A 12,807-nucleotide genomic window follows, 5' to 3' on the forward strand; every position below is an offset into this window, starting at 1 on the left:
AGGTTCATATATCATTTGGATTAATTTTAATGTTTAAGAGGAAGGAGCCGATGTAATGAATATTGGCATTATAGGAGGAGGTTCTACCGGATTATTACTAAGTTTCTATTTATCCCGAAAGCATGCTGTTACAATTTATGTGCGCAGGGAAGAACAAAAGAGAAAGCTGGACAATGAGGGGCTTATATTACAAAACGCTTCCGCCCCCATCAAAATCCGTTCGTTGCTTAGTTCGGATTTGCAAGAAGAGGATTGTTTTATTATCTGTGTTAAACAACTTGCTGTTCCGGCTGTCATTCCACTTTTGCAGAAAATGAGTGAACAGATCCCGCTGATTTTTTTACAAAATGGAATGGGGCATCTGGATGAAATAAAGAAATTAAATAATCCGATTTTATTGGGCGTGATTGAGCATGGCGCTTTAAGGCATAGGGATAATCTCGTTCAACATACCGGGAAAGGCATAATAAAACTGGCAGCTTTTCAGGGCGATGGAAAGCTTTTATATGCGCTTTCCGTGAAGTTAAATCAGCACGATTTTCCGTTTGGTTTTGAAGATGATTATATGGCATTGCTTAAAGAAAAGCTGGTCATAAATGCTGTAATTAATCCGCTGACTGCGTTATTTCAAGTATGCAATGGGGAAGTGACAAGAAATCCTTACTTATATAGAATGGCACGTATTATATGCCGGGAGACTTGTTCAGTTCTGGACATGGATTTTTCCATAGAATGGGCCAAGGTAGAAAATATATGTAATAATACAGAACAAAACCGTTCCTCGATGCTAAAGGATATGGCGGATCATAGAAAAACAGAAATTGATGCGATATCCGGTTATATTCTGAAGAAAGGAAAGGATCTTCCAATTCCATACACTGCTTTTTTATATGACAGTATAAAAGCATTAGAAACTAGAAGGGAATTATAGACTGATTATGGTCGATATTATTAGCTATATCATTGCATTTATTATCACTGTTCCTTTCATCGCAACATGGCTTGTTTATTTTGTATTGGTGAAATGGAATTGGCCTAAGCTGAAAGCATTTCACCAGGCGGTGAATTGGACAACCTTGCCGTATATTATAGCTGTATTAATATTAATCCGGTTAAACTTTGATGTAAACCTGACAGGTGTTTTTATCATTTTCTTTCTGGCTGCATTAGCATTCATTATTTTTATGCAGTGGAAAATGAATATGGAGATATTGCTAACCAAAGCATTAAAATTACTCTGGAGAATATTGTTTTTGCTATTTGTGTTTATCTATATTTGCTTATTAGTTTTCGAAATCAGTTATCGGATCTTCTATTAGGATAGTTATTTAAGGTTCAGTCTGTAAACTTCTTATCTTAAATCATGGGTTAATTACATCGGAATAGTAGGTTTAATTCATGTCCCGATGCTAAAACAGAATGAGTGAAATCGTATGATTATTTATGTACAATACATATGGATATCATAAACATAAGGGGCATCGGAATTATGCAGATTGAGTCAGTAGAAATAAATAATAAAAGCAGGCTGATAAGGGATTACATGGCAAAGGAAAAGGCGATCATGTCTTTTTTTGACTATGACCCTCATACCCAATACGAAGAGCGTATAAAGGAATTGAAACAGCGGCAATTTGACCGCCGGCATATGACTGATGTTTTACATATCATAAATAGCCGATGGGATGCTCCTGGATCGACGATGGATAATATAGAGCGGCTGAAGGACGGAAGCAGTGTTGTGGTTATTGGAGGTCAGCAGGCAGGTTTATTGACCGGTCCCATGTACACAATAAATAAAGTAATTTCCATTATCCAATTGGCAAAACAAAAAGAAAAGGAACTGAAAGTCCCGGTTATCCCGGTTTTTTGGATTGCGGGAGAAGACCATGACTTTGACGAAATTAATCATGTATTTCTGCCAAGCCGCGAGCAGTTAAAAAAATATAAGCATCCACAGAAAGTTTATAAAAAAATGTCCGTTTCCGAGATAAAGATGAACAAGGATGAAACCGCAAAGTGGCTGGATAAGCTATTTCAGCAGCTGCAGGAAACAGCGTATACGAATGACTTATACTTTTCGATAAAGCAGTGCTTGGATAAATCTGAAAGCTATGTGGATTTTTTCGCCCGGCTTATTTATCAGTTATTTGACCAGGAAGGTCTTGTATTGGTTGATTCTGCACATCCGGCGTTACGGAAGCTGGAGAAGGAGCATTTCATCAGCCTGATCAAAGCACAGCCAGAGATAGCCGAAAGTGTACGTCAAACACTGCTGGAGCTCCATCAGCTTGGGTACCACGTATCGCTCGATGCAGAGGATGACGACGGACATTTGTTTTATCATAAGAACGAGGAGCGGATTTTGCTTAAAAGGACAATTGAGGGTGATTGGGCAGGCAAACAAAATGAAGTTTCTTTAACAACACAGGAACTATTGAATATTGCCAAGGATCATCCTGAACAGTTGAGCAATAATGTTGTTACAAGACCAATAATGCAGGAATTATTATTTCCATCCATTGCATTTATAGGTGGACCCGGAGAAATTGCCTACTGGGCTTCGTTAAAGCAAGCTTTTCATAATTTGAACCTAAAAATGCCCCCTATAGTTCCTAGATTATCATTTACCTTTCTGGAGAGAAATGTTAAAAGATATGCAAAAAAGTATAATATCTCGTTTAAAACAGTTGTAAATGAAGGGGCAGAACAGCTGAAGAAACAATGGCTGGAGGCAAAAAACAATCCATCTGTCCGGGATGTGGCAATTTCTGTTAAAGAGCAGATAGAGGAAGTGCACAAACCGTTAAGGGATATTGCATCCGACATTAGTCCGGACATAGGAGATTTATCCGAAAAGAATTTGTTTTATTTAAGGAATAATATCGACTTTCTGGAAAACCGGATAATGAAAGCATTAAAAGATAAATATGAAAAAGAAATGTACGAATTTGATTTAATTAATATGTCATTATTCCCGCAGGATAATTTACAGGAACGGGTTTGGAACCCGCTGCCATGGATTAATTTATACAGTTCCGGATTTATAAAAGAACTGACAGGCAAACACTTATCTTTTCAGAATGATCATTATATCGTTTCGCTTTGATTTTTCACCACTTTCCCCCACAATTGAAATTAACTTTTAGGAAAGGCTGTCTATCACTGATATGACAGCCTTTTTTTATGGGCAAAAACCTTTATTCAAACACCTGATAAAATAAAAATGATAGTTTTTTAATATAATTGTGGTGAATAGTGGGGAGATGTGGTAAGATAATTATACGAAAGTGGGGCGGACTATATGTTTATGGGTGAATTTCAACATAACATAGATACAAAAGGCAGAATTATCGTGCCTTCCAAGTTTCGTGAAGGACTTGGAGAAAACTTTGTTGTCACCCGTGGACTGGATAAATGTTTGTTCGCCTACCCAATGGATGAATGGAAATCATTAGAAGAAAAATTAAAAAACCTCCCACTAACCAAAAAAGACGCCAGGGCTTTCACACGGTTTTTCTTTTCCGGTGCAGTGGAATGTGAAGTGGACAAGCAGGGAAGAATAAACATTCCTCAGCCTCTCCGCAACTATGCTGTCCTGGAAAAAGAATGTGTAGTAATCGGTGTATCAAACCGGATTGAATTCTGGGCAAGCGAAAATTGGGAAGATTACTTTACCGAATCAGAAGAATCTTTTGCCGAAATCGCAGAAAATCTTATGGATTTTGATATTTAACTTAAGCTTTTTCGAATAGAGTGATATTATTCAGCCGGTTGTCCGTATACTCCCCGCTTGTTGAGACGGCTTGGAATATTTCACAACGCTTGTTGTTTAAAAAAGCAACAATCTTTGTTAAAAAGGCTGAATAAAACGCTGATACTAGAAAAGTGGGTGTCCCTATGTTTGAACATTACAGTGTATTAATGAATGAAACGGTGAAGGGATTGGCAGTAAAACCTGACGGAACTTATGTAGATTGTACGTTAGGCGGCGGAGGCCATGCAGAACAAATTGCCGCCAATTTGAAACCGGACGGTCTCCTCGTAGGATTTGATCAGGATAGAGATGCTTTAAAAGCTGCAAAAGAAAGACTAACCCCTTACCATGATCGTATCCTTTTTATTCACTCCAATTTTACGGATTTAAAAAACCAATTAATTAAAAATAATATCCAACAGGTGGATGGTATATTATTCGACCTTGGTGTTTCTTCCCCGCAGCTTGACAGAAAAGCGCGCGGGTTCAGTTATCAGGATGATGCAAAACTGGATATGAGAATGGACCAAACCCGAAATTTAACTGCTTTTGAAATTGTCAATTCCTGGTCTTACCAGCAACTGATTTCCATCTTTTTTAAATATGGAGAGGAAAAGTTTTCTAAACAAATTGCCAGAAAAATTGAGCAGCACCGTAATAAAGAGGCGATAGAAACAACACACCAGCTGGTGGATATTATTAAAGAAGCAATACCTGCCCCTGCTAGAAGAAAAGGCGGGCATCCTGCAAAACGAATTTTTCAGGCATTGCGTATAGCGGTTAATGATGAACTGAATGTGTTTAACAGCGCGCTTCACCAGGCTGCTGAAATAGTTTCAAAAGAAGGCAGAATTGCTGTGATTACTTTTCATTCTTTGGAGGACCGGATAGCCAAGCAGGCTTTTAAAGCATGGAGCAAAGAGAAACCGACACCAAAGAACCTGCCGGTGTTGCCTAAAGAATTTGAAGCCCCCTTTAAGCTGATTACCAAGAAACCAATAGTACCAAATGAAAATGAATTACAGGAAAACAGAAGATCCCGGTCGGCGAAGTTACGGATCGTTGAAAAAGTAAATGATTGGAATGAAGATTTTACATACAGAGAAGGGTGGAATAAGTAATGCGTGGGAACCAGGCTTTTGATTGGCAGCACCGAACTTCAACGGAAGCTGCCCCAAAAAGGGAACAAAAGGTAACTGTAAAAGTCCGAAAACAGGGATGGATCACTAAAGGTGAGAAAGTATTGTATTCACTGATCGGAACGGCAATCATAATAGCCTGTGGCTTTATGGTTTCCTTTTCTTCATCAACAGACAGCCTGAACAGAGAGCTTCAACAGTTGGAGCAGACCGTGCAGAATCAGCAGGTGATCAATGAAAGCCTGTTATTCGAAGTGAAAGAACTGGAACGCCCGGAACGAATTACCAAAATTGCCAGGGATAACGGGTTGAAGATACAGGATACAAAAGTAAAGCAAGCTCAAAATGTTAATAATTAAGCAAGGCGGTTTTTAAAATGAAAAAAAATAGAACAACCCATTTTATGGCAGGGATTATGATTATCCTGTTTGTTGGTGTGTTTCTGGTATTAACCGGCCGCTTCTTGTATATTCAGGCTACAGGGGAAGTCAATGATGTGTCCTTACAGGAATGGGCAGAAGAGAAACGGACAACTTCCTTTACGCTTGAATCTGAGAGAGGTAAAATCTATGATAAAAATGGAATGACACTTGCTTATGACATGCCTGTATATCGACTGTATGCGATTGTTCAGGAAGCTTATTCTACCAATCTGGACAATCCGCAGCATGTAGTCGACCCGGAGGAAACTGCTGAAAAAATTGCCCCCATTATTGAAGCAGATGAGGGTGAAATACTGGAACGTCTGGAAAGTGGAATGAAAAACGATGCCTTTCAGGTGGAGTTCGGAAATGAAGGCAGAGAATTGTCACAGCAACAGAAGGAGGATATTGAGGCACTCGAGCTTCCAGGCATTAACCTTGAAAAAGAGTCCATCCGTTACTACCCCAATGGAATGTTTGCTTCCCATATTATTGGATTTGCAAGGGAATCAGAAACAGAGGATGGCGTAGCAGGCGGAATTACAGGTGTTGTCGGCATGGAAGATGAAATGGAAGAGCTGTTAAGCGGAAAAAATGGAAAGATATCCTACCAGCGTGATAAGTATAATAAAAAATTACTGGATCCAAAAGAGGTCATCACCATGCCGGAAGACGGGGATGATGTCTATTTAACAATTGATCAAAAGATACAAACCCTTCTGGAAGATACATTAACAGAAGTAAATGAAATATATAATCCGGAAAGAATCACTGCAGTGGTTATGAATCCAAAAAGCGGAGAAATTCTAGCCATGAGCAACAGGCCAAGCTATAACCCGAATGATCCATCAGATGTGGAAAATTGGTATAATGATGTCATTTCCACACCGGTTGAACCGGGTTCATCGGTGAAAATGTTTACCTGGGCAGCGGCTATTGAAGAAGGTGTTTATAGCGGAGAAGAAACTTTTGAATCAGGAAGCTATACGGTTAATGAACGGATTCAGCCAATTAATGACCATAACCAGGGTGAAGGCTGGGGAAGCATTTCGTATAATGAAGGATTTAGGCGTTCTTCCAATGTTGCGGCTGCAAAGCTGTTATGGGAAAAAATTGGGGCAGATACATACCTGGAATATTTGGAAGCATTTGATCTGGATCAACCAACAGGAATTGACTTACCAGGGGAAGTTCCGGGTCAAATTTTATATAATTGGCCACTGGAAAAAATTACGACTTCCTTCGGGCAGGGGAGTACGATGACACCAATTCAGCAAATGAAGGCAGCTACTGCCATTGCAAATGGCGGGAAAATGTTTCAGCCATATGTCATTCAAAGAGTAGTTGATTCCAGTACCGGGGAAACATTGGAGGAGAAGAAACCCAATGTGGTTGGAGAACCAATATCAAAAGAAACTTCTGAAAAGGTTTTAAAGCTGCTCGAATCTGTTGTGAATGGGGAAAACGGAACAGGGAAAATGTATCAGCTTGATGACTATACCGTTGGCGGAAAAACAGGAACAGCACAAATTCCAAATCCGGATCCTGGCTCAGGCCCATATTTAACCGGCCGGGAGAATTATATATTTTCATTTTTGGGAATGGCCCCTATGGACGACCCGAAGCTGATGATGTACGTATCGGTTAAGCAGCCTGAATTAGATGAAACAGAATCGGGTTCTGCCCCCGTATCTTTCATATTCAATAATGTGATGGAAAACAGCCTTCACTATTTAAATATTGAACCAGACAAAGAGCAGCAGGATAAGGTCCGGCAAATGGAAATACCAAAGCTGGTTGGAGCTGACGCAGCCAGTGTTGAAGACTCACTGAAAGAACTGGGATTAACCGTGACGGTAATGGGCAAAGGAAATGTTGTTACAGCAAATGTTTCAGAAGGAGACGCTATTCTGCCCGGGGACCATATTATGCTTGTTGCCAACGAACCTGAAATGCCTGATATCTCCGGGTGGTCAAGAAGGGAAGTTTTACAATTAACCGAGCTGCTTGAATTAAAAACGGAAACCTTCGGACATGGTTTTGTGGCTACCCAAAATATAAGTGAAGGCACACCTATTAAAAAGGGAGATTACTTAGGTGTGGAGTTCGTTTCTCCTCACGACACAGAGGAAACAGAATCAGTGGAGGATGAAGGTGAAGAAGCGGAGGAATAGCTTGCTGAAAATATAATACATCTATAAATACCAGAGAGGCTGTCTTTTGACTCAATTTCACCTTTCCATTTAACGCTGATGGGAGTCTGATTCTTTTACAGGACAGCCTCTCTTTTGCTTCTGGTAAAGCGAGTTAACCTCCTAAAAAGTTCTATTCGATTTTCTTCATTCATATAGTGGATACAAGCCTACCTATGAAAGAAAAGGGGATGGAATATGAAGCGTGTATCTGCTGTAACGATGAAGAAACGTATAGTAACTGTTTTTCTTTTTGGGCTGATTATCTTTCTTGTGATTGTTATTAGATTAGGATATGTTCAATTCGCACTGGGCGATGAATTAATGGGAAAAGCAAATGATTTATGGACAAGGGATATTGTTTTTGAGCCTGAAAGAGGGTTGATCCTTGACGCGAATAACGAAGTATTGGCTGAGAATGTAACTGCGCCATCCATTATTGTAACCCCAAGACAAATTACAAACCCGCAGGAAACAGCTGAAGTGCTTGCTGAAATATTGGACGTATCTGTAGACAAAGTATTTGAAAATATAACCAAGAATACATCAAGTGTGATGATTCGGCCTGAAGGCATTAAAATTTCAGAAGAGCAGGAGCTTGCCGTACGAACAGCAAACCTGGAAGGGGTCTATCTTGCCAAAGATTCCAAGAGACACTATCCATTTGATGAAGATTTATCACATGTATTGGGGTTTGCCGGAATTGATAATCAGGGATTAATGGGTCTGGAATTGTTTTATGATGAAAAGCTGAAAGGGGAACAAGGCAGCCTTTCCTTTTATTCTGACGCAAAAGGGAGAAGGCTTGATGATTTAGCAGATATATATTCTTCTCCTGCAGATGGTTTAAATTTAAAAACTACCATTAATACAAAAGTGCAATCCATTATGGAAAGAGAACTTGATCTTGCAGTTTCCAGATATGATCCGGACGGTGCGCTTGCTATAGCGGTCAACCCAAAGACCGGCGGAGTTTTGGGGATGTCAACTAGACCAAATTTTCATCCTGAAAATTATCAGGATGTGGAAGCAGATGTTTTTGACCGCAACCTGCCCATTTGGAGCACGTATGAACCGGGTTCTACCTTTAAAATAATTACACTGGCTGCTGCGCTAGAAGAAAACGCAATAGATTTAATGGAAGACGAGTACCATGATGATGGGGATATTGAAGTGGGAGGTTCCCACCTCCATTGCTGGAAAAGCGGGGGGCATGGACATCAAAACTATCTTGAAGTAGTACAAAATTCATGTAACCCCGGATTTGTAAATCTTGGCCAAATGCTCGGTACAGAAAAATTATTTACTTATATTGAAAATTTTGGTTTTGGCAGGAAAACAGGCATAGATTTGCAGGGGGAAGGCAATGGAATTCTATTTAAACAGGAAAATGTCGGTCCTGTTGAATTGGCAACGACTTCTTTTGGACAGGGAGTTTCGGTTACTCCTATTCAACAGGTAATGGCTGTGGCAGCAGCAGTCAATGGGGGTTACCTCTATGAACCTTATATTGCTGATGAGTGGATAGACCCTGTTACGGAGGAAGTAGTGGATAAAAAGAAGCCTAATCTAAAACAACGGGTTATTTCCTCGTCAACATCGGAGGAAATTAGGTTTGCATTGGAAAGTGTAGTTGCCGAGGGTACAGGACGTCCAGCTTATGTAGACGGCTATCGTGTAGGCGGGAAGACAGGTACGGCACAGAAGGTTGGAAAAGATGGAAGATATATGGAAAATAATTATATCGTATCCTTTATAGGTTTTGCACCTGCAGATGACCCTGAAATTGTTGTTTATGTTGCCGTCGATAACCCGAAAAACACCGTTCAGTTCGGTGGAGTGGTTGCAGCTCCAATTGTAGGTACCATTATTGGCGACAGTTTACGTACTATGGGAGTAGAACCGCGTGATGACGGGCCGGACAAAGAATATCAATGGCCGGAGGAGCCCAAGGTGGAGGTTCCGGAATTAATAGGGCTAACTAAGGATGAGCTGACAGAATATATGTTAAATTTATCGGTGGAAACAGAGGGCAAAGGTGAATATATCATTGATCAGGCACCTGCAGCAGGGACAAAAGTAGAGCAGGGAGCAGAAGTGAGAATTTATTTATCCGAAAACGATCGTTAAAAATGATGAAGTTTGCTATAATGAAAAGGAAATTTCTTATCCATAGGAAAAATCAACCCCCATTCCGGCAGTGAAAGCCCGGCAATGAACTTGTTGTGAGGACAAGTGGTTTCAGAAATAATATGCAAAGTTGCTTTTCAAATACTCACTTGTTCAGTTGTTTGCCAGCTAAATAAAGTAATTTTTATAATGACAGCCGGAGGGATATGTTTACCTATGGTGAAAAAGGGTAAAAAGCAGAAAGCAAAAAAGAAGAATAAATAGATAGGATGTTTATCATGAGATTAACGGCATTACTTTCCACAATACCTTTTTATGAAGCAAGTTCTTCCATCGATCATATCGAAATAAATACACTTGAAATGGACTCAAGAGCTGTAACGGAGGGAAGTTTGTTTGTATGTATTTCCGGCTATACGGTAGATGGCCATCATTTTGTGGAGGAAGCCGTAAGCAATGGAGCAGTAGCAATCATTGCGGAAAAACCCGTGAAAGCCGATGTCCCGGTCATTTCCGTTTCAGACACAGCAAGAACACTATCCATGCTGGCAGTTAAATTCTATCATGACCCAACGAAAAGTCTGCCTTTAATTGGTATAACAGGAACCAATGGAAAAACGACAGTGACGTATTTACTTGAAACGATTTTTAATTATTTTGAAAGAAAGACAGCGGTTATCGGAACCATTCAAATGAAAATAGGTAAAGAAACCTATCCGGTGAATAACACTACCCCTGATTCCCTTCACTTGCAAAGATCCTTCAAAAAGATGCTTGAGGAAGATGTGGAGCAAGGGATTATGGAAGTATCCTCTCATGCATTGGATATGGGCAGGGTGTATGGCTGTGACTTTGACATCGCTGTTTTTACCAATTTATCACAGGACCATTTGGATTATCACAAAAATATTGACGATTATTTAAGAGCGAAAAGTCTTTTGTTCAGTCAACTGGGAAATACTTATGAAGAGCAGGCAAGAAAATTTGCGGTAATTAATGCAGATGATCCTGCAAGTGATCTTTTAAAAAGAAGTACAGCACAGCATGTGATTACATATGGCTGTAAAAAACAAGCACAGATTATGGCTAAAGATATCAAACTGGATGCTTCAGGCACGTATTTCCGCATGGTTACCCCGGCTGGGGATATAGAGGTCAACAGCAATCTGATCGGCAATTTTAATGTGTATAATATGCTGGCGGCAAGCGGGGCGGCAATTGCTTCCAATATACCGCTTTCTGTAATCAAGGAAGCGCTGGAAAGCATTAAAGGAGTCAGCGGAAGGTTTGAAAGTGTAGGCGAAGGTCAGCACTTTTCTGTTATTGTTGATTATGCCCATACCCCGGATTCACTGGAAAATGTATTGCAGACCGCCAAGGGCTTTGCCGCTAATAAAGTTTACGTTATTATAGGGTGCGGCGGGGATCGCGACCGGACAAAACGGCCGCTGATGGCAGGTGTAGCACTTAAATATGCAGACCATGCAATCTTCACTTCGGATAATCCGAGAACAGAAGATCCGCAGGCTATCCTGGATGATATGACGGCGGAAATTAAAAGCACGGAAAAAAACTATGAAGTCATCGTTGACCGCAAAAAAGCAATACATCATGCTGTGCAGATTGCCGAAAAAGATGATATTATTTTGATTGCCGGGAAAGGACATGAAACCTATCAGCAGATCGGGCATACAAAGTATGATTTTGATGATCGTGAAATTGCCCGGCAGGCGATTCAAGTGAAGGAGTAATGGAAATGTTATTTAGTATTAGCCGGCTATCCGGCCTTTTTACAGAGAATCAAGGCAATACGGAAAATGCAAATCAAATTGCGGAAGTATCTACAGATAGCCGGAAAAAAATGAATCAAGCATTGTTTGTCCCAATAGTTGGGGAAATATTTGATGGACATAACTATATCCTGCAGGCTATTGAGCAAGGAGCCATTGCGACTTTATGGGATAAAAAGAGGGAACTTCCCGAAGAACTGCCAGCAGATTTACCAGTGTTTTTCGTCGAAGATACCATTGCAGCGCTGCAGCAGATTGCAGAGGATTACCGTTGGCAAATTGATCCGCTTGTAATCGGCATAACAGGCTCAAATGGAAAAACGACAACGAAAGATATGGTGCGTGCAGTGGTGGAAACCACATACCGCACCCATTATACAAAAGGCAATTTAAACAATCATATTGGTCTGCCTTTAACTATATTATCCATGAAGCGGGATACTGAAGTACTGGTGCTGGAAATGGGGATGAACCAATTTGGGGAAATAGAAACATTGTCGAAGCTCTCCAGGCCGGACTATGCCATTATTACAAATATTGGCGAATCCCATATTGAATTTCTTGGGTCCCGGGAAGGAATAGCCAAAGCAAAATTGGAAATTCTCCACGGGCTTCGTTCGGATGGACAAATCATTATTGATGGTGATGAAAGACTGCTCGAACAGCTCCATGGGCGAAACAATGTAATTTCCTGCGGATATAACGAGAGAAATGACAAAGTTATCGAAATCATCACGATGGAATATGACCGGACAGATTTTAAAGTTGGAGATTCCATGTACACTATTCCATTATTGGGCAAACACCATGTGCATAATGCATCTTATGCCATTGCACTTGGAGAACTTTTAAATATTAAACAGGAGAATATGCAAAAGGCGCTGCGACAACTGTCCAGAACATCCATGCGGTTTGAAATGATCAAAGGGGCTAATGGTTCGTCCATCATTAATGATGCTTATAATGCTTCTCCAACATCCATGAAGGCAGCCATCGATGTCGTTAAAGAGATGGACGGATTTCATCATAAGATTCTTGTGCTCGGTGATATCCTGGAGCTTGGTGTACATGCAGAAGATATGCATCGCTCCGTCGCTGAAAATATAACTGTACCAATTACAGCCGTATTTACATATGGTGATGAAGCAGGAGTTATTTCGGAAAGTATTGCCGGTAAAGACGGGAATATTTATGCGAGGCATTTCACCTCAAAAGAGGCGCTGGTTAATGAAGTGAAGCAATATCTGGAGGAGGATTCCCTGCTGCTCTTCAAAGCATCAAGAGGCCTGGAATTTGAAAAACTCATTGAAGAACTTATGTAAAATGAAAGCATCACATATTATAACAGTAATTACACAGAGGGCGAAACATATCTAA

At 40.3% G+C, this 12,807-nt stretch carries 10 protein-coding genes; all 10 read left to right on the plus strand.

Annotation, left to right across the window (positions count from 1 at the left end):
* Positions 1–55: 55 nt before the first annotated feature.
* The 10 genes from GHD25_RS05445 to GHD25_RS05490 all read left to right on the plus strand — a co-directional run bounded on the left by GHD25_RS05445 (position 56) and on the right by GHD25_RS05490 (position 12,752).
* Positions 56–931 carry a 2-dehydropantoate 2-reductase gene (locus GHD25_RS05445; protein ID WP_164215367.1) on the plus strand — a complete coding sequence of 292 codons (876 nt, stop codon included), beginning with the start codon at positions 56–58 and terminating at the stop codon, positions 929–931.
* Between the two features lie 7 nt (positions 932–938).
* Positions 939–1,319: a DUF3397 domain-containing protein gene (locus GHD25_RS05450; RefSeq protein WP_164215368.1), complete on the plus strand. Its 381-nt coding sequence runs from the start codon at positions 939–941 to the stop codon at positions 1,317–1,319.
* A 170-nt stretch (positions 1,320–1,489) separates the two neighbouring features.
* Positions 1,490–3,109: a bacillithiol biosynthesis cysteine-adding enzyme BshC gene (gene bshC, locus GHD25_RS05455; RefSeq protein ID WP_164215369.1), complete on the plus strand. Its 1,620-nt coding sequence runs from the start codon at positions 1,490–1,492 to the stop codon at positions 3,107–3,109.
* A 195-nt stretch (positions 3,110–3,304) separates the two neighbouring features.
* Positions 3,305–3,736, plus strand: a complete 432-nt coding sequence (gene mraZ, locus GHD25_RS05460; RefSeq protein WP_164215370.1) for a division/cell wall cluster transcriptional repressor MraZ — start codon at positions 3,305–3,307, stop codon at positions 3,734–3,736.
* Between the two features lie 164 nt (positions 3,737–3,900).
* Positions 3,901–4,878: a 16S rRNA (cytosine(1402)-N(4))-methyltransferase RsmH gene (rsmH, locus tag GHD25_RS05465; RefSeq protein WP_205601334.1), complete on the plus strand. Its 978-nt coding sequence runs from the start codon at positions 3,901–3,903 to the stop codon at positions 4,876–4,878.
* Positions 4,878–5,255: a cell division protein FtsL gene (gene ftsL / locus GHD25_RS05470; protein WP_164215372.1), complete on the plus strand. Its 378-nt coding sequence runs from the start codon at positions 4,878–4,880 to the stop codon at positions 5,253–5,255. The genes rsmH and ftsL overlap by 1 nt, the downstream gene beginning before the upstream one ends.
* A 17-nt stretch (positions 5,256–5,272) precedes the next feature.
* The gene (locus GHD25_RS05475) at positions 5,273–7,492 is read left to right on the plus strand and encodes a penicillin-binding protein (protein ID WP_164215373.1); all 2,220 of its coding nucleotides are present in this window, start codon (positions 5,273–5,275) and stop codon (positions 7,490–7,492) included.
* 216 nt (positions 7,493–7,708) lie between these two features.
* On the plus strand, positions 7,709–9,640 hold the full coding sequence (locus GHD25_RS05480; RefSeq protein ID WP_164215374.1) for a stage V sporulation protein D: 1,932 nt from the start codon (positions 7,709–7,711) through the stop codon (positions 9,638–9,640).
* Positions 9,641–9,918: 278 nt separating this feature from the next.
* On the plus strand, positions 9,919–11,391 hold the full coding sequence (locus GHD25_RS05485; protein ID WP_164215375.1) for a UDP-N-acetylmuramoyl-L-alanyl-D-glutamate--2,6-diaminopimelate ligase: 1,473 nt from the start codon (positions 9,919–9,921) through the stop codon (positions 11,389–11,391).
* A 5-nt stretch (positions 11,392–11,396) separates the two neighbouring features.
* Positions 11,397–12,752 (plus strand): UDP-N-acetylmuramoyl-tripeptide--D-alanyl-D-alanine ligase, encoded by a 1,356-nt coding sequence (locus GHD25_RS05490; RefSeq protein ID WP_164215376.1) that lies wholly within the window; start codon positions 11,397–11,399, stop codon positions 12,750–12,752.
* Positions 12,753–12,807: the final 55 nt, after the last annotated feature.

Origin of the sequence: Virgibacillus aidingensis (assembly GCF_010994035.1) — a bacterium.
GTDB lineage: Bacteria > Bacillota > Bacilli > Bacillales > Amphibacillaceae > Virgibacillus_N.

Excerpts from the sequence above, each read along its gene's own strand:
- GHD25_RS05480 (WP_164215374.1), top strand. The coding sequence starts at position 7,709 with ATGAAGCGTGTATCTGCTGTAACGATGAAGAAACGTATAGTAACTGTT.
- GHD25_RS05445 (WP_164215367.1), top strand. The coding sequence starts at position 56 with ATGAATATTGGCATTATAGGAGGAGGTTCTACCGGATTATTACTAAGT.
- mraZ (WP_164215370.1), top strand. The coding sequence starts at position 3,305 with ATGTTTATGGGTGAATTTCAACATAACATAGATACAAAAGGCAGAATT.
- GHD25_RS05450 (WP_164215368.1), top strand. The coding sequence starts at position 939 with ATGGTCGATATTATTAGCTATATCATTGCATTTATTATCACTGTTCCT.
- GHD25_RS05485 (WP_164215375.1), top strand. The coding sequence starts at position 9,919 with ATGAGATTAACGGCATTACTTTCCACAATACCTTTTTATGAAGCAAGT.
- rsmH (WP_205601334.1), top strand. The coding sequence starts at position 3,901 with ATGTTTGAACATTACAGTGTATTAATGAATGAAACGGTGAAGGGATTG.
- ftsL (WP_164215372.1), top strand. The coding sequence starts at position 4,878 with ATGCGTGGGAACCAGGCTTTTGATTGGCAGCACCGAACTTCAACGGAA.
- GHD25_RS05490 (WP_164215376.1), top strand. The coding sequence starts at position 11,397 with ATGTTATTTAGTATTAGCCGGCTATCCGGCCTTTTTACAGAGAATCAA.
- bshC (WP_164215369.1), top strand. The coding sequence starts at position 1,490 with ATGCAGATTGAGTCAGTAGAAATAAATAATAAAAGCAGGCTGATAAGG.
- GHD25_RS05475 (WP_164215373.1), top strand. The coding sequence starts at position 5,273 with ATGAAAAAAAATAGAACAACCCATTTTATGGCAGGGATTATGATTATC.